Raw genomic sequence first — 19,602 nt, forward strand, 5'->3', positions numbered from 1 at the left:
GGTGGCCAGGACCTACGCGACATCAGCGGACTACGAGGCGTACACCGGGCAGACCCCGCCCTCGGACATCACGGCCCGGCTCGCCCGGGCCTCCCGGTTCATGGAGAACCGAGTGTTCCGGCTGTGCTGGTACGAGGTCGACGAGGACGGCTACCCCACGAACACGGTGGTGAAGCAGGCCTTCGCCGATGCGGTGTCCGCTCAGGTGCAGTGGTGGGAGGAGACAGGCGACGAGCTGGGTACGGCGGGACGGTGGGGCTCGGTGAAGATCGGGTCCGTGTCGCTGTCCGGGCCCGGCTCGTCGTCCGGCAACTCCGGCCCCGTGGGCGGCCGAGAGGTCGCTGAGACGGCCATGGAGGCGCTCCGCTCACCGGACCTGACGCAGGACATCTTCGTGCTGGGACTGGTGGTCCAGTGCTGATCCCCGGCTACCTGCTGCGCCACCAGGTGACCGTGGAGCCGTATGAGGGGGACAGCGCTGTTGGCCCGCTGTACGGGGACCCGGTCACGGTGCGGTGCTTCCTCGAGGAGGAGACGCGACTCGTGCGCGCGCCCGACGGGCGTGAGGTCACCAGCTCCTCGACGATCTACTGCCGACTCGACGCGGTCACCGCGCCCCCAGAGTCCAAGGTGACGCTGCCCGACGGCCGCGAGACGACCGTCATCGCCCAAATTCCGCACAACGGCGGCGGGCTGCCCACCCCCGACCACCTGGAGGTGCAGCTCGTATGACGCAGTACACGCGATTCGACTTCGACGGCCGCCGCCAGTGGACCTCGCGCGGTCGGCGCCTCGCCTCGGACGGGCTGCGGCGCGGCCTGGAGCACGTCCTCGGGGTCTCTCAAGAGCAAGTGCCCCTCGACGAGGACACCCTGCAACGGTCAGGGAAGGTCGACGTCGACGGCCTGGACGGCGCTATCTCCTACGACACCGTCTACGCCCGCCGCCAGCATGAGGAGCTCGACTGGAAGCACCTCCCAGGGCGCAAGGCCAAGTACCTCGAAGACCCGATGAACTCGGAACGGGCCGTCGTCCTGCGGCTGATGGCGGTGCCGCTGCGGAGGTGGCTACGTGGCTGACCTCCTCGACGGCATTGCCCGACACCTCCTGGCGAAGGGCCTGGTGGACTACCGCACGGCTGATGTGGGCGGGGACTGCTTCCTGGAGTCGATGCCGCCCGCGCCTGACGAGGCGGTTGTCCTGTCGACTTACAACGACGGCCGCGAGCCGGACTCCAAGCTCGGGTACGACGAGCCGCGCGTGCAGGTCCGCGTACGCGGCACGAAGGACCCGCGAGTCTCCCGACAGCGTTGTAAGGCGATCTACGACGAGCTGCACGGCCTCGGCGAGGTAACGCTGCCGGACGGCACCGACCTGATCCTGTCCGTCGCCCTCCAGAACGGCCCGGCCTCCATCGGAACCGACCAGCTCGGCAGGCACGAGCACGTCTGCAACTTCCGCATGGAGCACCGCGCGGTGACCCAGCACCGCGTCTGATCCCCAACTCCCTTATCCAGCCCGGGCGGTCGCGCTGCGGGCAGTTCGTCATGCCCGGAGGAACGAGCCATGGCACTTCAGAAGTACAACGCGCGGGACGTCCTCTTCGAAGTCGAGGACTTCCTGACGCCCGGCACCTGGATCAACGTTGCTGGGATCGACACCTTCTCCAAGAGCCACGAGGAGGAAGTGACCGACACCACCAACTTCGCGTCCGAAGGCAATGCCGAGTCGCAGAAGATGCAGATCGGCAAGCAGCTGACCATCGAGGGCAAGCGGCTGCGGGACAGCATCACGGGCGCGATCGATCCGGGCCAGGCCAAGGTGGAGGCACTGTCCGACCGGCTCGGCGAGGAATCCCTCGGCAAGGTCCGCTTCGCCCACAAGACCGACACCACCTGGGAGGTGTGGACGGCCCACGTCAACCTGGGTGAACAGGGCGGCGGCAACAACGACAAGACCGCGTGGGCCGCCACCTTCACCCGCTCCGGCGCCTCCACCACGACGGCCAAGCCGTGACCGCCCGCAAGACCACCCACGAGACGTGGGACGCGTTCTGGGCCGAGGTCTCCGGCGGCCGTACGGAGGTCATCCGCGGCGTCGAGGTGCAGGTGCCCACCGACATGCCGCTGGCCATGGAGAAGCGCGCCGACGAGCTGCGTGAGTCCGAGGCCGAGGAGGACCTCGCCGAGCTGATCTCGATGCTGTTCGGCGCGGACATCCTCGACACCTGGCTGGAGAACGGCATGGGCCTGGTCGAGCTTCAGACCGTCCTCACCTGGGCCATGGCACAGGCCAGCGGGAAGGACATGTCCTTCGCCGAGGCGCTGGAGCTCGTACGGTCCGGCGGCGGCGAGGGAAAAGCGCTGGGACCGGCCCGGCCGAACCGAGCGGCGAGGAGGGCCGCACCCGCGAAGCGGTCCGCCGCTGGTGGTGGGCGGTCGAAGCAGACTTCCAGCGCGAGTACCGGCTCGGCCCGCAAGACATCGCGCGGCTGACCCGCCGCCGCTTCTACACCCTCCTCGGCGGCCTGTCGCCGGAAGCGCTCTTCCGTCGAGTGGCGGGCGACTACGTCTCCGTCATCGACGACGACGACCAGATCCGAGCCGCCCTGCACCGCTGAACAACCACAACTGAATAGCGCGCGCCGCGCGCCGATAGGAGGTGCCCATGGCCCTCACCATCGGCGAGTTGGTGGGTTTCATCCGCGCGGACGACTCCGGCATGCGCCGCGGCCTTACGGATGCCGAACTGGCCATGGCTGGCTTCCAGCGCGACGTGAACGGCCGCCTTCGCGACGTCCACGGCCGCTTCGTCACCGAATCCGACGCCATGGCCCGCGCCCTGGCCGACAACCTCGGCGACGGCGCCAACCGCGCCGCACGCCGCATGGTGGACGCCATCCAAGGCGCGCTGCGCCAGCTGCGCCGCGACACCGACGACGAATCCCGCACCATGCTCCAGCGGCTCGCCGGCATGTTCAGCCGGGGAGGTGACGACTCCGGGCGCGGCTTCGGCGGACAGATGCTCGGCAGCCTCGCCAACACCGTCCGAGCCGGTATCGGGACCGCGTTCGAGGCCGGCATGTCCGGACTGCGGAGCGTCAGCTCGTCGATCTCCTCCAATCCCTACGTCGCCGCGATCGGCGCAGCCCTGGCCGCCGCGGTTGTGGCCACGGCGTTGCCGCTGATCGGCGCTCTGCTCTCCGGCGCGGTGATCGCGGTCGGCGGCCTGGCCATCATCGGGATCGGCGCGGCGCTGCTGAAGAACGAGCCGGAGGTCAAGAAGGCTGCAGGGCGGCTCTCCGACACCGTCAAGGGCGTCTTTCAGGACGCTGCACAGCACCTGAAGGCGCCCTTCGTCGCGGCGCTCCGCAGCCTGGAGCAGACCGCGAAGGACATCGCCCCGCAGATCGACAAGGTGTTCAGGACGGTCGCCGAGTCGGGTGGGATCAAGTCCCTGACTGACGGCATCGACAAGCTCGTCAAGAATGCCCTGCCTGGCTTCCAGAAGATGCTCGAGGAGATGGGCCCCACCTTCGAGGGGATCGAAGAGCTCTTCTCGGACATCGGCGAGGGGCTGAGCAGTTTCTTCACGGCGATCGGCGAGGGAGGGCCGGGGGCGAAGGTGGCCTTCGAGGATCTCGGCGAGGCCATCAAGGGTTTCCTGGTGATCGCCGGGGGCACCATCGGTTTCCTGGCGAAGCTGTACGGCACGGTCCGGGACGTGGTGAAGGCGGTCGTCGACCGGTTCCGCTGGCTGTACGACGTACTGATCGGCAACAGCATCATCCCCGACATGATCAACGGCATCGTGCGGTGGTTCGCCAGCCTGCCGGGCCGTGCCGTATCGGCGATCGCGTCGCTCGGTCCGCGGATCGCCGACAGGGCCTCCGGAGCGATGCGGTCCATGCGGTCACGGATCAGTTCGGGAGTGAGCGATGCCGTGGCTGCGGTGCGTGGCCTGCCCGGCCGGGCCCGGTCGGCGCTCGGCAACTTGGGCAGCTACCTGGCGGGCTCGGGCCGTAGCCTGATCAGCGGTTTCATCAGCGGTATTCGCGGGATGATCGGCAGCGTGCGGTCCGCTGCAGCGGACGTCGTCTCTGCGGCACGGGACTTCTTCCCCTTCAGCCCGGCCAAGCGCGGCCCGTTCGCGGGGAAGGGCTACACCCTGCACTCCGGGCGGGCCCTTATGGACGGCTTCGTGGAGGGCATCGAGGGCCGTCTACCGGCGATCCGTTCGGTCCTCAACGGTCTTGAGTTGCGCACGCCCGAGGTGGCCGCCTATGCCGCGACTGGGATGGGCGCGCTGCCTGGCGCCGGCGGGGCCGCGTCGCCGGCCGATCGGCGGATCGTGTGGGAGGTCCGCTCTGGACAGAGCTCTATGGATCAGTTCCTGGCTCACATGATCAGCGAGTACGTCAACGTCACCACCGGTGGAGACGTCCAGGCCGCCTTCGGAAAGACACGTCGTCGGTAGGAGGTGCAGGGTGGACATCGATCTGCGGGGTGAGCTTCAGATCGGCGGCGCGTGGGTGGACGCCACCGGAAAGATCCTGAAGCGGCAGGCGTTGACGCACAGGCGCGGGCGGCAGGACCAGAGAGACCGTGTGGACCCGTCCACGCTGCGCCCACTCCTCAACAACACCGACGGCAGGTTCAGCCCGGACAACCCGAACGGCGAGTACTACGGCAAGTTCGGGCGCAACACGCCGTTCCGGCTGTCGGTACGCGCGGGTTCCCCAGCACTGGAGGTCCTGGGGAACTTCGGCGACAACGCATCCACCCCCGACCACGCGAGCTTGGACGTCACCGGCGACCTCGACGTGCGCTTCGACGCCACCCTCACCACCTGGGCCGGGGAATCGAACCTGCGCGAACTGTGCGGCAAGTACCTGGTGACCGGCGATCAGCGCTCTTGGGTGCTGTTCGTGTGGACCAACAGCACTGTGGTCTTCAGGTGGTCTGCCGACGGCGTGAACGTCACCCAGTACCTGTCGACCGAGCCGATCGCGCTCACCCCGTCCGGCAGGCTCGCGATCCGCGTCACCCTCGACATCGACAACGGCTCCGGCGGCCACACCGCCACCTTCTACACCGCCCCCACGATCGCCGGGCCGTGGACGCAGCTCGGCGCCCCGGTGACGGGCGCCGGCACCACGTCCGTGTTCGCCTCCACCGCCGACGTCAACGTCGGGGACGTCGCCGCACTGGGCTTCGAGGGTCCCGCCGGACGGGTACACGCCTTCGAACTGCGCAACGGCATCGACGGCACGCTGGTGGCGAGCCCCGACTTCACCGCCCAGGCCGTCGGCGCCACCAGCTTCGTGGACTCGGCGGGCCGCACGTGGACCGTCAACGGTGCCGCCAGCATCACCAACCGACGCACGCGGCTCAGCCACGAGCTGGCCGCCTACCCCACAGAGTGGCACCCGTCCGGGGCGCACGCATGGGTGGACGCACAGACCGCGGGCATCCTGCGCCGTCTGCGCCGTGGTGAGCACGCCCTGGACTCCACCCTGCGCCGCCGGATCCCTAGCTTCTCCCCGTTGGCGTACTGGCCGTGTGAGGAGGGCGAGAACGCCACCCAGGCCTACTCGCCGATCGCTGGGGTGTCCCCGCTGTCCCTGGCCCCGGCAAACTGGGCGGCCGACGACTCCCTGGCGAGCTCCAACCCGCTGCCCACCATCAACAGCAGCACCTCGACGCCCTGTCTCATGAACGGCCGCGTCCCCACCCCGGCCACGGCCCTTACCGCGTGGCACGTGCAGTGGGTGTACCGCATCAACACCGGCCCCGCGGTCCGGCGCACGTTCATGCGGATCCTGGGCACCGGCACGATTGCCGAGTGGTACATCCAGTCCGGTACGGACGGCACGACCATCCTGGGTAAGGACGCTGACGGCACCACACTGGTCAGCCAGGGCATCGCCACCAGCACAGACCTGTTCGGCCAATGGGTGCGGGCCGAATTCAAGGCCACACAGAACGGAGGCAACGTCGACTGGAACATCACCTGGACCGACGTTGGGGGCACCGCGGGCACCTTCGGCACATCCTTCGCGGGCACCGTCGGCCGGCCAACCGAGGTGGCGTCACCGCCGAACGGTTTCAGCTCCGACCTGGACGGCATGGCCATCGGACACATCTCGGTATGGCCCTCGAACAGCACGGCCGCCTACGACGGGGCGATTGACGCGTGGACCGGGGAGACGGCCGGGGAGCGCATGCAGCGCCTCGCCGACGAGGAGACCCTGCCACTCACCGTGAGCGGCGTCGTAGCGGAGCAGACCCTCGTGGGGCCGCAGCGCCCGGACGCCGTCCTCAACTTGCTGGAGGAAGCAGCCGAAGCGGACGGCGGCATCCTGTACGAGGACCGGGAACAGCCGGCGCTGCGGTACCGGGACCGGGCGGGCATGTACAACCAGACCCCTGCCCTGGTGCTGGACTACAACGCCCCTGGGCTCGCGCCTCCGCTGAAGCCCACTGGCGATGACGATGCCACCGAGAACGATGTCACCGTCACGCGCGTGGGCGGCTCGTCGGGGCGGGCGTTCCTCGAGGAAGGCGCGATGTCGGTCCAGGCCCCACCCAACGGGGTGGGGACGGGCTACGACTCGTCGTATCCGCTGAACCTGCACAGCGACGACCAGACGGAGCCCCACGCGTACTGGCGGATGCACCTGGGCACGTACGAGGGCCGCAGGTATCCGCAGGTCCACGTGATGGTGCACCAGGCGCCCGCGCTGGCGGATCAGATCCTCGCGGTCGACGTCGGGGACAAGATCGTCATCAAGAATCCGCCGCTCTGGGTGGCCCCGGGGGACATCGAGCTGATCGTCCAGGGCTACGAGGAGACGTTCAACGAGTTCGCCTGGGACATCACCTTCAACTGCACCCCGGGGTCGCCGTGGAACGTTGCGGCGGTGGCCGATCCGACACTCGCCCGGGTGGACGCCAACCCCGGCGGCTCCACCCTCGCCGCCGCCGCGACCAGCAGCGCCACCGAGCTGCTTGTGCACACTCCCTCGCGGGGCGCCCTGACCGCCCGCCCGTGGATCACCTCCACCGACCGGCTGTCGACCAACCCGGACTTCGAGGCGGACCTGACCGGCTGGGGATCCAGCGGCGCCACCCTCGCCCGGGTCCCCACCCCGGGGCCTGCGCCATTCAGCGGCGCCTGGAGTCTGGAGATCACCCCGGACGGGGTGTCCTCGCTGGCCTACGCCTTCTCCAGCCCGGTCACGGTCGTCCCCGGCACGACGTACCGCCCTTACGGGTGGCTGCGCAGCAACGTCGCCGGGGCCGCTGACCTGAACGTCAACTGGTACGACGGGGCAGGCGTGTACCTGTCCACCAGCACCGTCAACCACACGCTCGTGGCGGACACGTGGACGGAGTACGCGGGCGCCTTCGCCGCGCCGGTGGGCGCGGCGACCGCCCGGGTGCTGCCCACCCTCGCGTCCACCCCGCCCGCCTCGCGCAAGCTGCTCGCCGACGTGGTTCTGCTCAGCACTGGCGCTACGGGCGAGTACGCCCGCGAGTTCCCCTACGACATCCGCTTCGGCGGAGAGACCGCCCGCGTACTGGCCAACTCGCCGGCCGTCCTCGACACGTTCGGCCGCACGGTCGCGGGCGGCTGGGGGACCGCGAACACCGGGCAGGCCTGGACCCTCGTCGGCGCTGCCGCAGACTTCGCTGTCGGCAGCGGCTACGGGTCGGTCACCCAGCCGGCCACGGGCATCGCCCACCTGACCCTCATCCCTGCGCCGGGGCCGGATGTGGACCTGTATGTCGACGTGGCCACCGACCAGCTCGCCGCCGGAGCAAGCCTGTTCGGCGGGCCAATCCTGCGAGCATCCAGCAACGCGGATTTCTACATGGCCAGGGTCGACTTCACCACGGCGGCCGGCATCGCACTGACCCTGCGCAAGCGGGTCGCGAACGTGGAATCCCAGCTCGCCGCCTACACCAGCCCCCTCACCCACGTGGCGGGCACGTTCTACCGGGTCCGCTTCCGGGCGCAGGGCACCGCGCTGAAGGCGAAGATCTGGCTCGCGACCGCCCCGGAGCCAGGCCTGTGGCATGCCGAGGCCACCGACTCCGCTCTGACCACGGCCGCGAACCTCGGGACGAGGTCGTTCTCCAACACGGGCAGCACGGCCGTGAACCCGCAGCTCAGGTTCGACAACGTCCATCTGCGCACCCCGCAGCGGATGACCGTGCTGCGCTCGCTGAACTCCGTCATCAAGGCCCACGGCGCGGGGGCCGAAGTCCGCGTCGCCAATCCGGCCCGCGTCGCCCTGTAAGGAGGTGATCTCGAATGGCCTTCGAGGTCTGGCAGCCCGGCATGATCATGACGGAAGAGCGGATGGCGTCGATCTCCCCGACCTGGGAGGACTGGGTACCGACCTGGGTCACATCATCAGGTTCCGCGACGCCATCGTTCGGCAACGCCGTTCTGACGTGCCGCTACGCCCTCTCCGCCACCACGTGCTGCGGGAAGTTCGACGTGGCGTTCGGCAGCACGACCAGCTTCGGTACCAGCCCGACGACCGGCGACAACTGGCGCTTCGGCCTGCCGGTGGCGGCGTCGGCCTTGCACAACGTGGCCGGATTCGCCGAGCTCAACGCATCGACCGGGGCCCGCGTGGTCGCCCGTATCCGCCTGACCACAACCGCGGCTTTCGAGCTGGAGGTCTCATCGGGCAGGCCCGACGCCACAGCCGTCGCCTTCACCGGCCTCGTGGATGCTTTGACGCCCTGGACCTGGACCTCCGGCAACACCATTCGCGGCACCTTCCAGTACGAGATCGCCAACTGACCGAGCATCACCCGACGCCCCGCGCCGCCCGGCCGGGGCTTTCTTCATGCCCAGGAGGGCCCATGGCTCAGCAACCGATCCCGCCCGATCTTGGGCAGAAGGCCTACGCCGCGTACCGCGAGGCGACCGGGGGACGCACCCACGACGGGCGCTTCATGCCCGCGTGGGAGGACCTCGGAGAGCAGATCCAGGGCGCGTGGACGGCCGCAGCCGTGGCCATCCACACGGACGCCCTGGCCGGTGGTGCGTGATGCAGCTGATCACTCGCAAGCAGCTCGGCTGGCCTGCTTCCGCTGCTCCGCTCCAGGCCACGACCAAGGGCGTCAAGGTCCACTACACCGGCGGACACGTCCCGACGGCCGTCCTGAAGGACCACAGCCTGTGCATCGCGCTGTGGCGGGACATCCGCGAGGCGCACCTCGCCAACGTCCACGAGAACTACAGCGACGTGGCGTACAACTACGCGGCATGCGGCCACGGCTACGTCCTCGAGGGCCGGGGCATCGGCAAGCGGACCGGCGCCAACGGCAACCAGGTGCTGAACCGGGCGCACTACGCCGTGCTCGGCCTGATCGGCTCCAGTGGCGTGATCGAGCCGACCGACGAACTGCTCAACGCGATCCGCGACGCGATCGAGCACCTCCAGGAGCACGGCGCCGGGGAGGAGATCAAGGGTCACCGGGACGGCAAGGCCACCGCGTGCCCGGGCGGCCCGCTGTACGCGTGGGTGCAGAAGGGCGCGCCCCGCCCCGGCGGGAAGCCTGCGGATGGCGGCACGCACACGGTGAAGGCCGGGGACACACTGACCGCCATCGCGAAGCGGTACAGCACCACCGTGGGCGCCATCGCGTCGGCGAACGGGCTGAAGGACCCGGACCGGATCTCGGTCGGGCAGCAGCTGACCATCCCGGACGGCAAGGCGCCCACCGCGAAGCCGTCCCGGCCGGTCGTCGACTTCTCGCGCGTGCGCGAGGCGGCCCTGAAGAACCCCCCGGCGAAGGGACAGCCGGTCACCTACGCGGGCGTGAAGACCGTGGAGGACGCCCTCGTGAAGGAGGGGCTCCTCTCCAAGAGCCTGGCGGACGGCCACTTCGGGAGCGCCACCGTCACGGCCTACGCGGGCTGGCAGCGCCGCTGCGGCTGGCGCGGCGCCGCCGCCGACGGCATCCCCGGCAAGGCATCGCTCACCAAGCTCGGCAAGCGCCGCGGCTTCGACGTCAAGGAGTAACCCATGCCTGCACCCTCGTTCCCCTCCTCCGAAACCGTCCTGAAGACGGCATCCACCTACGGGCGCGACCTGCTGGAGCGCACCCTCGCCACGTTCCTCCAGGCGTTCATCGGCGGCATCGTCGTCACCCAGCCCCTCGACGGCAGCATGTGGCATGCGGCCGCGGCCGGCGGTGTCGGCGCAGTCCTCGCCCTGGGCAAGGGCCTCGTCGCGCGGTGGCGGGACGTGACGAACTCGGCATCCCTGGCCAAGGGGGTCTGATGACGCCTCCGGAGTCGACTCAGGTGGCTGTCGAGCTGGAGCGGCTCCGGGGGGCGGTGGATACCGGGTTCGCCACACTCAACGGCCGGTTGGACGTCACGCTCCAGCGGCAGACGCAGAGTGAGGCGGACATTGCCGAGCTGCGGGCGGATGTGGAGATGTTGAAGCGGTCGCGGTGGCCGCTGCCGTCTCTGGCTGCGGTGTGCGCTCTGGCTGCTCTGGCGCTGACGTTGTACGAGATCGCTGCCCGCTGAAACGGTTTGCCCCCTCTCGCCTTCGGGCGGGAGGGGGCCCTTCGCGCGTTTTGCCCCCTAAGTTGCGAGCAACTCGGCCGAGCCGTATAGCAATACGAGAAATTTCTAGCAACCAGTGCCCGTGCTTGCGCCATGCCGAGCACACTGAGCATTCCAACCGACACGAAGGGTTGAGATCATGGCACTTGAGTTCCTCGGCAGTAGCAACACGTCACAGGGCGGCGGCTGCCCCAGCTTCTACCGCGACACCGAGACCGGCGACATCGTCGTCCAAGGCCTCGCGCTCACCGACCCCGAGAAGCGGGCGCAGCTGCTGAAGGTCAAGCCCGGCGAAGACGCCGTCGTAGTGCCGGCCGTCCTGTTCGCGCTCCACGCCGAGAGGGTGGCTGGTGCCTGAGCTGGTAAGCGGCGAGGAGTTTCTCCAACTCTTCCGCGACATCGAGCACACCGCCTACCGTCTGGAGGTACGCACTTCGTACGGCATCCCCGAGGAGGACGAGCCGTACCGCCACTTCCTCCAGGGCGACGATCCCGGCCTCGACTGGTTCGAGCCCTGGCTGGAGTTGATGCGGAAGGAGACGGGGAAGGGCAAGCGGGTGGAGCGCGTCCGCGTCATCGACCAACCCCCCTCCGACTACCTGCGGTTCGAGCTGTGGGGCACCCCGTACAACCTCGCCGCAGGCGAGGACATCCGTTATCTCGCGAGGCCTCAGGCCCACGCCCTGGGGCTTCCCGAGTACGACTACTGGCTGTTCGACAGCCGGACCGTGGCGCGGCTCCAGTTCGGCGAGCATGACCGCTTCCTCGGCGTCGTGCTCTCCGACGACCCCGCCGACGTCCTACGCCACGTGCAGTGGCAGGGCGCGGCGTGGCACCATGCGATCACCTTCGAGAACTACCAGAAGGAGAACGCGCCTCCCCGGTGAGCGACTACCAGACAGCCCGGTTCGCACTCGGCGCGCGGCTTCGTGAGCTGCGCGCCGATGCCGGGTTGAACGGCAAGACACTCGCGGAACGGCTGGGCTGGCCCGCCTCGAAGGTCAGCAAGATTGAGACCGGTAAGCAGGCGCCGTCCACCGACGACCTGCGCGCGTTGGCTGAGGCCCTCGGCGCCCCTGATGCACTCCCCGAGCTGACAGGCCGCCTGCGCACCCTGGAGACCCACTACGCGGCGTGGAGGCGGCAGCTTGCGGCGGGCGTACGCGCACGCCAAGAGGCGTGGCAGGCGACGGAGGACACCGCGGGGACGATCCACAACTTCGAGTCCGCCTGCATCCCCGGCCTCCTTCAGACCGCCGAGTACGCCCGGCACATGTTCCACCGCACCACCACCTTGCACCGCACTCCTTCAGACATCGAGGCCGGCGTCAACGCGAGGATGCAGCGCCAGCAGGCCCTCTACACCCCCGGCAGGGACTTCCGGTTCCTGATCTGGGAGGCCGCCCTGCACACGATCCTGTGCCCTCGCGAGGTGATGGCCGGGCAACTAGACCGGCTCGCCGGGGTATTCGGCATGGCCACCGTGCAGCTCGGCATCGTGCCCCTGGGTGCGGATCTGACTGTGGTCCCCACCCACGGCTTCTGGCTCTTCGACGACCAGCTGGTGATGGTGGAGACGATCGGAGCCGAGCTGAGGCTGACCGATCAGACAGAGGTCGCCCTGTACCAGACCGTGTGGGGCGAGCTTGAGCGGGCGGCCGTGACCGGCAGTCAGGCGTACCGCCTCATCGCCCGTGCGAGGGCCGCGCTCGAGCTGATGTGAGCAAGCGCTGGAACCCCCGGCGTCCTCGGGAGAAATTCCGAGAAATCGCCGCCCATTGCCGCAACCCGCCTCCCTATGGTCCTGGCTATGGCCCTACCGACACAGCCCGTCGCGCAATATGAGGCCGGGAACGCGTGGCTCGCCGACTGCACCGCGGACCCGGATCTCGTACGCGAAGCATGGGACGCGGAAGCCCTCGCCCCGATCGTCTCCGGCAAGCACTGGCTCGTCGCCGAGTCCCGTCTCAGCAACGGCCTGCCGGCCGCCACGCGTATCCGCGAGGAGCAGCGGGGGCCCGTGCTCGCCGACGGGGTGCTGGATCGGGCGTGGTGGCTGGTGCCGCTGGACGCAGTGGAGGAGCTGGCCGATGTACGGCAGCTGCTGGTGCACCCCGCGGGCTGGACGCTGCACTGCCCGGCGTTGAAGTCGTACTACGAGAACCGGTTCTGGCTGTGGTGCCCCGACGGCTCGGGCCAGCTCACCGACCCTGCCGTACTCGCCGCCGCGTTCGGCCCCGGCGGCTCCCGACGTCACTCGGAGGTACCAGCATGACCACGATCATCGACACTCCGGAGCTCGGCCGGCTGCTCGTCGAGTCCGCGGCGAGAGACCGGGACCGCATCGCCGCGCAGGCCCTTGCCGAGGAGGAGACGATCCTCGCGCTACCCAAGGTGCGCCGGCTCCTCGTTGTCGAGGACAGAGGGCGCCCGACCGCGCGGTGGGAGAACCTGATGGGCCACCAGTACACGCTGAACCTGAACAGGCCGCAGTTCGCGTTCCTCGGCCTCGTGCTGTCGATCCTCAGCATGGGACACATCGCCCTGGCGGCCGTCGAAGACCTCGACGAGCGGCGCCTGCTCATCATCCAGCGGGCCATCCTGCAACTCTCGGGCAACAACACGATCGCCGTCGGTACCCGGGTGTAGACGTCGCGGCCGTCTCTGTTCCCCCCGTCGGGGGTAGCCGCTCATTGGACGAGATCTGAGACAGGAATGTCTAGGGCGGCGGAGATCCTCAGGAGGTGGCCGTATCGGGGGTCGCTCTCGCCGCGCTCGATGCGCTGGAGTGTGCGCCGGTCGATGCCGGTCAACTCTGCGAAGGACTCCTGTGTGTGGTTGGCGTGGAGGCGTAGGTCCCGGATGCGGTTGCCCAGCTCGCGACGTCGTTCGAAGATCCATTCAGCGTTGTCGCGAGGCACTCGACAAACCTGGGACCTGCATGTTCACATGTCAGCGTCACTGGTGTCGCTTTTATCGATCTTGAATCTATGGCGCAGTGCGCGCCCCTTGAGCGCCCGTCCCGGTGTGGTCGCCGGAAGCCTCTACCCGGGGCGGGTACGCCCGCCTCGTCGGTGTCCCGGAAGACACTGACGAGGCGGGTTCACGGCCCCGTCCGTCCGCTACCCCCGTGGCGGATGGGCGGGGCCTCGTTGCGCCTCTCCCGGATGCGGGGCAGGCACCGCCGTCTCACACACATCTCACAGACCTGGTGTGAGACGGCGGCCACGGACCACTGTTCTCACCTTCTCCTGGACCGTATGGACGTCAGGAGACGAATAAGACGCTCTCGACGTCATAGTCCGTGTCGTGAAGATGTGGTCCCAGCACGGGTGAACGGCAGTTGAACGATACGCACGCGTGGCGCCGTCAATGGCAGGGTGAGCAGCATGGATGGTCGTGACCTGGTGCGTTCGATGAAGACGGTCGGTTCGGTGGGGGCGGCCCAGGGGTTGCGTACCGTTCGCGCCGCGTGGCGCAGGAGGCGTGCCGATGCCACGGGGCTGCCACAGCGGGGGGCCGAGCGCGCGCGGGTTCCGGGGCCGGTGCGGGAGGTGGAACCCGGGCCCGGGGGCGGTGTCATCCGGTTCAGCCGCTCCGAGCTACGGATCACCGTGGCCGCCAGCGGGGCCGTCTTCTGGGGCTGGGACGGAGCCGGTCCCGAGCCGTCGTACGCGCTGGCCGGGCGCTGCCCGGAGCCGGATCTCCGGGCGGTGCTGGAGCCGGACAAGGACGGCGGCTGGCGGGTGGTGGCGGAACGGGTGACGGTCGTCGTATCGCGGCACGGAGCGGTCGAGGTGCGGACGCCCGGTGGTGTGACGTTGCGCCGGGATCTGCCTCCCCGGTGGTGGGAGCCCGTGGGCGGCGGTCCGGCGCGCTGGATGCAGCGGTCGGAGGTGGCCGCGGACGCGCGGTTCTTCGGGCTCGGCGGGCGGTCTTCGGGCCCTCGGCTGCGGGACGGGACGTACCGGCTGTGGAACACCGACCCGGGACGTCCCTTCGGCCCCGGCGACGATCCGTTGTACGTCACGATGCCGGTGCAGCTGGTGGTCGCCGATGCGGCTACGCATCTGATGTTCCACGACTCGTCGTGGGACGGCACGGTGACGCTGCGGGAGGGCGAGGAGGGTGCCGGGTCCGGGCACGACCGGGCCGGCACGGCGGAGCTGCGGATGGACGGCGGTCCCCTGCGTTGCTGGCTGATCGTGGGCACCCCCGCGCGCGTGCTGCTCGCCTGGGCCTCGCTCACCGGGGCGGCCGCGCTGCCGCCCGCGTGGGCGCTCGGGCACCATCACGCGCGGTGGGGCTTCGGCAGTGAGCAGGAGGTGCGGCGGATCGTTTCGGGCTATCTGGAGCGTGGTCTGCCGCTCGACGCGGTCCATCTGGACATCGACCACTACGACGCCCACCAGGTGTTCACCGTCGACCAGGAGTGCTTCCCGAAGTTGCCGCAGCTGGCCGAGGAGCTGCGGCGGGGCGGGGTCCGGCTGGTGTCGATCATCGATCCCGCGGTCAAGGACGCCCCGGGGAACGCCGTGTTCGACGGCGGGACGGACGAGGACGCGTTCGTGCGGGACGCGGCGGGACGGCTCGTGAGAGGCGTCGTGTGGCCCGGTGAGGCGGTCTATCCGGACTTCACGCATGCGCGCGTGCGACGGTGGTGGGGGCGCCTCTACGAGGAGCGGCTCGCCCAGGGCTTCTCGGGCTTCTGGCACGACATGAACGAGCCCACCTCGTTCACCGCCTTCGGGGAGTCGACGCTGCCGCGGTCGGCCCGGCACTCCTTGGAGGGTCGGGACGGTGACCATCGCGAGGCGCACAACGTCTATGCGCTGTGCATGGCCCAGGCCGGCTACGAAGGGCTGCGCGAGTTGGCACCTCGGGAACGGCCCTTCGTCTTCTCACGCTCCGGCTGGGCGGGCATGCAGCGCTACGGGGGCACGTGGTCCGGTGACGTGGCCACGGGATGGCCCGGGTTGCGGGCCTCATTGTCGCTGGTCATGGGGCTCGGGCTGTGCGGGGTGCCGTATTCGGGGCCGGATGTGGGCGGCTTCGACGGGAGTCCGTCGCCCGAGCTCTATCTGCGGTGGCTCCAGCTGGGCGCGTATCTGCCGCTCTTCCGCACGCACGCGAGTCTGCGGGCCGGGCGCAGAGAGCCGTGGGAGTTCGGCGACGAGGTGCTGGAGCACGCGCGCGTGGCGCTCGTGGAACGCCGGCGGCTGCTGCCGTACTTCGTGACGCTGGCGCATCTGGCCCGGCGTACGGGGGCGCCCTATGTACGGCCCCTGTGGTGGTCGACGCCCGAGGACCGCGCGCTGCGTGACTGCGAGGACGCCTTCTTGCTGGGCGACTGCCTGCTGGTGGCGCCGGTGCTCGACCCGGGCGCGGACCGGCGGGCGGTGCAGTTGCCGCGGGGGCGGTGGTACGACACGGCGACGGAGAAGGTGTACGAGGGTCCGGCTCAGGTGCTCGTGGACGCCCCTTTGTCGCGGATTCCGGTGCTCGCGCGCGCGGGTGCCGTCGTCCCGGTACGCGGGGACGACGGTGGGCTGGAACTGGAGGTGTGGGCGCCCGCCCTGGGACGGACCGGGGGCGGGCTGGTCGTGCCGGACGCGGGCGACGGCTGGGAAGAGCCGGAGATCGAGCGCTACGTCACCCGCTGGGAGGGCCGGCAGGTGGTCGTCGAGCGGGAGGGCGAGGACGGCGTGAGCGAGCCGCCTCACCCGGTGCGGGTACGAGGGCTCGGGGCGAGCTGAGGTCAGAGGTAACGGCCCTCGAACCATGCCCGCACGGCCAGGGTGTGCAGAGGGAAGGCGAGCTCCTCCGGCCTGCGCAGCAGGTGCCGGCCCTCTGTCTCGTCCGTGGCGGCGGAGAGTGGCAGGCCGTCGGCCGGGCGCTCCGGCAGGAGCCCGAACAGCAACAGGTGTCCGTCCGGCGAGCTCATCGCGTCGACGAGCCGTACGTCGCGGCTCGCCGCGTCGATGCCGGTCTCTTCCTTGAGCTCACGGACGACGGCCTGCCGCCAGTCCTCACGGTCGTCGATGTAGCCGCCGGGCAGTGCGGTGCCCCCGCGCGCGGGGGCGATGCGCCGGGTGATGACGACCAAGGCGGTGCCCTGTGTGTCATACACGGGCTGGAGGGCCACCGCGACCGGGAGCGGATTGCGGTAGGCCACGGTGGCGCAGGCCGGACAGGTACGGGGCCAGCCGGAGACGCCCTCTCCGTAGGGCACTCCGCAGCTGGAACAGTGGGTGCCTGGCCCCAAGTTGTGGGTTGAGTGCTGAGATTCGGACACGCGCGGACTGTATCCGATCACTGGAAGGGCGTCTTCCGGGGGCAGCTCAGTGTCTCCCTGTCAGGGACTTCGAGGACACCGGGAAGTCGAAGTAGGTGTCGGGGTAGAGCTCGGGTTTGTACGTGTAATGCCACCATTCCTCGGCGAGATTGACGAATCCGAGGCTCTCCAGGGTGCTCTTGAGCAGCAGTCGGTTGGCGCGCTGTGCGCCCTGGACGCGTGGGTCGAGGGTGTGCGAGAGGGTGTCGAAGCAGTCGAATCCGGTACCCATGTCGATGGAGTTGTCCGGGAAGCGCTCCTCTTTGGGGGCGTAACAGGGCACCAGCGGCTCTCCGGGCACGTAGGGCCTGGTCGGCTTGGCGGGCAGCTTCACGATCGTGAGGTCCATGGTCGAGCCGCGGCTGTGGCCGGATTTCTCCGCGATGTAGCCGTCCTCGAACAGACGGCTCTTGTCGACGTTCGGGTAGAACTCGCCCTTCATGGCTTGGTCGTCGAGGTCCTGGGCCCAGCGGACGAAGTGGTTCACGGCGCGCTGCGGCCGGTAGCAGTCGTACACCTTGAGCGTGTAGCCCTTGCGGAGCAGTTTCAGCTGCGCCGCGTGGAGCGCCTTCGCGGCCGGCCGGGTGAGGATGCACAGGGGCTGCTGGTAGCCGTCGATGCGCTCGCCGACGAAGTTGTGCGGGGTGAAGTAGCGCATCTCCTGGATGATCGTCGGGTCCACGGTTCTCAGGGCCACGAAGTCTGCGGTCGCTTTGGGCTCGGTGTGCCCCCGGGCGGTGGTGGATGCGGCGGTCATGGCCAGCAGGGCGGCGAGCACGGTGAGCAGCCCGCGTACTGCGCTGGAGAGTCGTGTCATGTCCCCTGCATCTATCAGAGGCGCGTTCCATCGGGGAAGCGATCGGATGCAGTTCGCCTCCCAATGGAGGAACGTGACAGACGCCCTGCCCATGGAGCACCGCCCGTGGCACACTTCTGACGTACCGTCAGATTTGGCGTCGGGGAGGGACCTTGTCGCGTGCACGTATGCCTGTGGTCGCCAGGTGGTTCGCCGGCGACGGGGGCGATTTCCGGCTCCTCGGCACACGCTGCGCGGCGTGCGCCTCGGTCTTCTTCCCCCGCGAGGACGCCCACTGCCGAAATCCCGGGTGCTCCGGCGGCGATCTGGAGGAGATCCCGCTCTCGCAGCGCGGGCGCGTCTGGTCGTACACGGACAGCCGCTACCGCCCGCCGTCACCCTATGTGACCGATCCGGAACTTCCGTGGGAGCCGTACACGTTGATCGCTGTGGAGCTCGAGGCAGAACGGATGGTGGTACTGGGACAGGCGGCCCCCGGGATCACTGTCGCCGATCTGGCGGTGGGCATGGAGGTGGAGGTCGTGTCCGGCGTGCTCCATGAGGACGCGGAGACGGTCTGGACGACCTGGCAGTGGCGGCCGACGGGGGTGACGGCGTGACAGGAGAGGTGGCGGTGCTCGGCGCGGGCATGCACCCCTGGGGCAAGTGGGGGCGCCGCTTCGTGGAGTACGGAGCGGTGGCGGCCCGGGCGGCCCTGGCAGACGCGGGACTGGACTGGCGGGAGGTCGGCTCGATCGTCGGCGCGGACACCGTGCGCGGCGGCTATCCGGGGTATGTGGCGGGGGCCACGTTCGCGAAGGCGCTGGGCTGGCAGGGGGCCCGGGTCGCGAGTGTGTACGCGGCGTGCGCGTCGGGGGCGCAGGCCGTCGACATCGCGCGCGGGCAGATCCTTTCGGGTCTCGCGGACGTGGTGCTCGTGGTGGGCGCCGATGCCGCGCCGAAGGGCTTCTTCCGGCCCGCGGGCGGTGATCGGCCCGACGACCCGGACTGGCTGCGCTTCCGGGTCCTGGGAGCGACCAATCCGACGTACTTCGGGCTGTACGCGCGGCGGCGGATGGCCGTGCACGGGGACACACCGGGGGACTTCGCGCAGGTCAAGGTGAAGAACGCCGCATCGGGCGCGCTGAATCCGTATGCGCGCTACCGCAAGCGGGTCACCGCCGAGGAGGTCGCCGCCTCGGCGGTGGTCGCCGATCCGCTGCGGCTGCTCGACATCTGCGCCACCTCGGACGGAGGCGCGGCTCTGGTGCTGTCCAGTATGGAGTTCGCGCACCGGCGCGGGGTGGCCGACCCGGTGCGGATCAGGGCCGTGTCCACGGTGACGCCGCGTTACCCGAACACCGTGCTGGATCTGCCAGACATCGCGACGGACTCCGCGGTGGCGGCCGAGCCCGCCGCCGGGACGTTCCGGGCGTCGATCGCGCACGCCGCCTACGAGGAGGCGGGCATCGGCCCCGAGGATCTGTCCCTCGCCGAGGTGTACGACCTGTCCACCGCCCTGGAGTTGCAGTGGTACGAGGATCTCGGGCTGTGCGGGGACGGCGAGGGGGCGAAGCTGCTCCGGGAGGGTGCGACGGCCCTGGGTGGGCGAATACCGGTGAACACCAGTGGCGGGCTCGCCTCCTTCGGAGAGGCCGTTCCGGCGCAGGCGATCGCCCAGGTCTGCGAAGTGACCTGGCAGTTGAGGGGCGATGCGGGCGACCGGCAGGTCGCGGGCGCGCGCGTGGGCATCACCGCGAACCAGGGGCTGTTCGGGCACGGATCGGCGGTGATCGCGGTGCGCTGAGGAAGGGGCGGGCCGGGGCGACCGGAACGACGTGGCCGGGCGGGCCGGGCGGTGCCGCGAAGC

General features: G+C 69.7%; 24 protein-coding genes. 21 read left to right on the forward strand and 3 right to left on the reverse strand.

The features are described from left to right. Nucleotide 1: 1 nt before the first annotated feature. From ABT063_RS24790 to ABT063_RS24875, 18 genes are all read left to right on the forward strand, one after another. Nucleotides 2-421, forward strand: a complete 420-nt coding sequence (locus tag ABT063_RS24790; protein ID WP_351060234.1) for a hypothetical protein — start codon at nucleotides 2-4, stop codon at nucleotides 419-421. Then, on the forward strand, nucleotides 415-732 hold the full coding sequence (locus tag ABT063_RS24795) for a hypothetical protein (protein WP_351060237.1): 318 nt from the start codon (nucleotides 415-417) through the stop codon (nucleotides 730-732). Before ABT063_RS24790 ends, ABT063_RS24795 begins: the two co-directional genes overlap by 7 nt. Next, nucleotides 729-1,079, forward strand: a complete 351-nt coding sequence (locus ABT063_RS24800; protein ID WP_351060240.1) for a hypothetical protein — start codon at nucleotides 729-731, stop codon at nucleotides 1,077-1,079. The genes ABT063_RS24795 and ABT063_RS24800 overlap by 4 nt, the downstream gene beginning before the upstream one ends. Next, nucleotides 1,072-1,497: a minor capsid protein gene (locus ABT063_RS24805; RefSeq protein ID WP_351060243.1), complete on the forward strand. Its 426-nt coding sequence runs from the start codon at nucleotides 1,072-1,074 to the stop codon at nucleotides 1,495-1,497. Before ABT063_RS24800 ends, ABT063_RS24805 begins: the two co-directional genes overlap by 8 nt. Nucleotides 1,498-1,566: 69 nt before the next feature. Beyond that, the gene (locus tag ABT063_RS24810) at nucleotides 1,567-2,016 is read left to right on the forward strand and encodes a phage tail tube protein (protein WP_351060246.1); all 450 of its coding nucleotides are present in this window, start codon (nucleotides 1,567-1,569) and stop codon (nucleotides 2,014-2,016) included. Next, a complete protein-coding gene (locus tag ABT063_RS24815) occupies nucleotides 2,013-2,495 on the forward strand; it encodes a hypothetical protein (protein WP_351060249.1) in 483 nt (160 codons plus the stop codon). Before ABT063_RS24810 ends, ABT063_RS24815 begins: the two co-directional genes overlap by 4 nt. A 172-nt stretch (nucleotides 2,496-2,667) precedes the next feature. Next, complete coding sequence (locus ABT063_RS24820; protein WP_351060252.1) at nucleotides 2,668-4,476, forward strand: phage tail protein; 1,809 nt, start codon at nucleotides 2,668-2,670, stop codon at nucleotides 4,474-4,476. Between the two features lie 10 nt (nucleotides 4,477-4,486). Continuing rightward, nucleotides 4,487-8,305 (forward strand): carbohydrate binding domain-containing protein, encoded by a 3,819-nt coding sequence (locus tag ABT063_RS24825; protein ID WP_351060254.1) that lies wholly within the window; start codon nucleotides 4,487-4,489, stop codon nucleotides 8,303-8,305. 14 nt (nucleotides 8,306-8,319) lie between these two features. Beyond that, nucleotides 8,320-8,820: a hypothetical protein gene (locus ABT063_RS24830; protein ID WP_351060257.1), complete on the forward strand. Its 501-nt coding sequence runs from the start codon at nucleotides 8,320-8,322 to the stop codon at nucleotides 8,818-8,820. Between the two features lie 62 nt (nucleotides 8,821-8,882). Next, nucleotides 8,883-9,071, forward strand: a complete 189-nt coding sequence (locus ABT063_RS24835) for a hypothetical protein (RefSeq protein WP_351060260.1) — start codon at nucleotides 8,883-8,885, stop codon at nucleotides 9,069-9,071. Further along, nucleotides 9,071-10,048: a LysM peptidoglycan-binding domain-containing protein gene (locus ABT063_RS24840; protein ID WP_351060263.1), complete on the forward strand. Its 978-nt coding sequence runs from the start codon at nucleotides 9,071-9,073 to the stop codon at nucleotides 10,046-10,048. The genes ABT063_RS24835 and ABT063_RS24840 overlap by 1 nt, the downstream gene beginning before the upstream one ends. Nucleotides 10,049-10,051: 3 nt before the next feature. Further along, nucleotides 10,052-10,309, forward strand: coding sequence for a hypothetical protein (locus ABT063_RS24845; RefSeq protein WP_351060266.1), 258 nt, complete (start codon nucleotides 10,052-10,054; stop codon nucleotides 10,307-10,309). Continuing rightward, nucleotides 10,309-10,563, forward strand: coding sequence for a hypothetical protein (locus ABT063_RS24850; RefSeq protein ID WP_351060268.1), 255 nt, complete (start codon nucleotides 10,309-10,311; stop codon nucleotides 10,561-10,563). Before ABT063_RS24845 ends, ABT063_RS24850 begins: the two co-directional genes overlap by 1 nt. 178 nt (nucleotides 10,564-10,741) lie before the next feature. After that, on the forward strand, nucleotides 10,742-10,960 hold the full coding sequence (locus ABT063_RS24855) for a hypothetical protein (protein ID WP_351060271.1): 219 nt from the start codon (nucleotides 10,742-10,744) through the stop codon (nucleotides 10,958-10,960). After that, nucleotides 10,953-11,489, forward strand: coding sequence for a DUF6879 family protein (locus ABT063_RS24860; RefSeq protein ID WP_351060274.1), 537 nt, complete (start codon nucleotides 10,953-10,955; stop codon nucleotides 11,487-11,489). Before ABT063_RS24855 ends, ABT063_RS24860 begins: the two co-directional genes overlap by 8 nt. Further along, complete coding sequence (locus tag ABT063_RS24865) at nucleotides 11,486-12,325, forward strand: helix-turn-helix domain-containing protein (RefSeq protein ID WP_351060277.1); 840 nt, start codon at nucleotides 11,486-11,488, stop codon at nucleotides 12,323-12,325. Before ABT063_RS24860 ends, ABT063_RS24865 begins: the two co-directional genes overlap by 4 nt. Before the next feature lie 87 nt (nucleotides 12,326-12,412). Then, on the forward strand, nucleotides 12,413-12,877 hold the full coding sequence (locus ABT063_RS24870) for a hypothetical protein (protein ID WP_351060279.1): 465 nt from the start codon (nucleotides 12,413-12,415) through the stop codon (nucleotides 12,875-12,877). After that, entirely contained in the window at nucleotides 12,874-13,251 is a 378-nt protein-coding gene (locus ABT063_RS24875) for a hypothetical protein (protein ID WP_351060282.1), read from the forward strand. The genes ABT063_RS24870 and ABT063_RS24875 overlap by 4 nt, the downstream gene beginning before the upstream one ends. A gap of 41 nt (nucleotides 13,252-13,292) precedes the next feature. On the opposite strand, the gene ABT063_RS24880 is transcribed toward ABT063_RS24875, so the two are convergent. Then, the gene (locus ABT063_RS24880; RefSeq protein WP_351060285.1) at nucleotides 13,293-13,523 is read right to left on the reverse strand and encodes a helix-turn-helix domain-containing protein; all 231 of its coding nucleotides are present in this window, start codon (nucleotides 13,521-13,523) and stop codon (nucleotides 13,293-13,295) included. A 468-nt stretch (nucleotides 13,524-13,991) separates the two neighbouring features. On the opposite strand from ABT063_RS24880, the gene ABT063_RS24885 reads away from it, so the two are divergent. After that, on the forward strand, nucleotides 13,992-16,358 hold the full coding sequence (locus ABT063_RS24885) for a glycoside hydrolase family 31 protein (RefSeq protein ID WP_351060288.1): 2,367 nt from the start codon (nucleotides 13,992-13,994) through the stop codon (nucleotides 16,356-16,358). 2 nt (nucleotides 16,359-16,360) lie between these two features. On the opposite strand, the gene ABT063_RS24890 is transcribed toward ABT063_RS24885, so the two are convergent. Further along, nucleotides 16,361-16,897: an NUDIX domain-containing protein gene (locus tag ABT063_RS24890; RefSeq protein WP_351060291.1), complete on the reverse strand. Its 537-nt coding sequence runs from the start codon at nucleotides 16,895-16,897 to the stop codon at nucleotides 16,361-16,363. A gap of 46 nt (nucleotides 16,898-16,943) precedes the next feature. Beyond that, the gene (locus ABT063_RS24895; RefSeq protein WP_351060294.1) at nucleotides 16,944-17,753 is read right to left on the reverse strand and encodes a M15 family metallopeptidase; all 810 of its coding nucleotides are present in this window, start codon (nucleotides 17,751-17,753) and stop codon (nucleotides 16,944-16,946) included. Between the two features lie 173 nt (nucleotides 17,754-17,926). On the opposite strand from ABT063_RS24895, the gene ABT063_RS24900 reads away from it, so the two are divergent. Next, nucleotides 17,927-18,352: a Zn-ribbon domain-containing OB-fold protein gene (locus ABT063_RS24900; protein WP_351060529.1), complete on the forward strand. Its 426-nt coding sequence runs from the start codon at nucleotides 17,927-17,929 to the stop codon at nucleotides 18,350-18,352. Beyond that, nucleotides 18,349-19,539, forward strand: coding sequence for a lipid-transfer protein (locus tag ABT063_RS24905; protein ID WP_351060297.1), 1,191 nt, complete (start codon nucleotides 18,349-18,351; stop codon nucleotides 19,537-19,539). Before ABT063_RS24900 ends, ABT063_RS24905 begins: the two co-directional genes overlap by 4 nt. The last annotated feature ends 63 nt before the right edge of the window (nucleotides 19,540-19,602 follow it).

This window comes from Streptomyces sp. NPDC002838 (assembly GCF_040295365.1).
Classification (GTDB): domain Bacteria; phylum Actinomycetota; class Actinomycetes; order Streptomycetales; family Streptomycetaceae; genus Streptomyces.

Bases quoted from the DNA above. Each gene is read 5' to 3' on its own strand.
- ABT063_RS24850 (WP_351060268.1), top strand. From the start codon at position 10,309: ATGACGCCTCCGGAGTCGACTCAGGTGGCTGTCGAGCTGGAGCGGCTC.
- ABT063_RS24885 (WP_351060288.1), top strand. From the start codon at position 13,992: ATGGATGGTCGTGACCTGGTGCGTTCGATGAAGACGGTCGGTTCGGTG.
- ABT063_RS24870 (WP_351060279.1), top strand. From the start codon at position 12,413: ATGGCCCTACCGACACAGCCCGTCGCGCAATATGAGGCCGGGAACGCG.
- ABT063_RS24800 (WP_351060240.1), top strand. From the start codon at position 729: ATGACGCAGTACACGCGATTCGACTTCGACGGCCGCCGCCAGTGGACC.
- ABT063_RS24845 (WP_351060266.1), top strand. From the start codon at position 10,052: ATGCCTGCACCCTCGTTCCCCTCCTCCGAAACCGTCCTGAAGACGGCA.
- ABT063_RS24875 (WP_351060282.1), top strand. From the start codon at position 12,874: ATGACCACGATCATCGACACTCCGGAGCTCGGCCGGCTGCTCGTCGAG.
- ABT063_RS24830 (WP_351060257.1), top strand. From the start codon at position 8,320: ATGGCCTTCGAGGTCTGGCAGCCCGGCATGATCATGACGGAAGAGCGG.
- ABT063_RS24810 (WP_351060246.1), top strand. From the start codon at position 1,567: ATGGCACTTCAGAAGTACAACGCGCGGGACGTCCTCTTCGAAGTCGAG.
- ABT063_RS24855 (WP_351060271.1), top strand. From the start codon at position 10,742: ATGGCACTTGAGTTCCTCGGCAGTAGCAACACGTCACAGGGCGGCGGC.
- ABT063_RS24820 (WP_351060252.1), top strand. From the start codon at position 2,668: ATGGCCCTCACCATCGGCGAGTTGGTGGGTTTCATCCGCGCGGACGAC.
- ABT063_RS24835 (WP_351060260.1), top strand. From the start codon at position 8,883: ATGGCTCAGCAACCGATCCCGCCCGATCTTGGGCAGAAGGCCTACGCC.
- ABT063_RS24895 (WP_351060294.1), bottom strand. From the start codon at position 17,753: ATGACACGACTCTCCAGCGCAGTACGCGGGCTGCTCACCGTGCTCGCC.
- ABT063_RS24840 (WP_351060263.1), top strand. From the start codon at position 9,071: ATGCAGCTGATCACTCGCAAGCAGCTCGGCTGGCCTGCTTCCGCTGCT.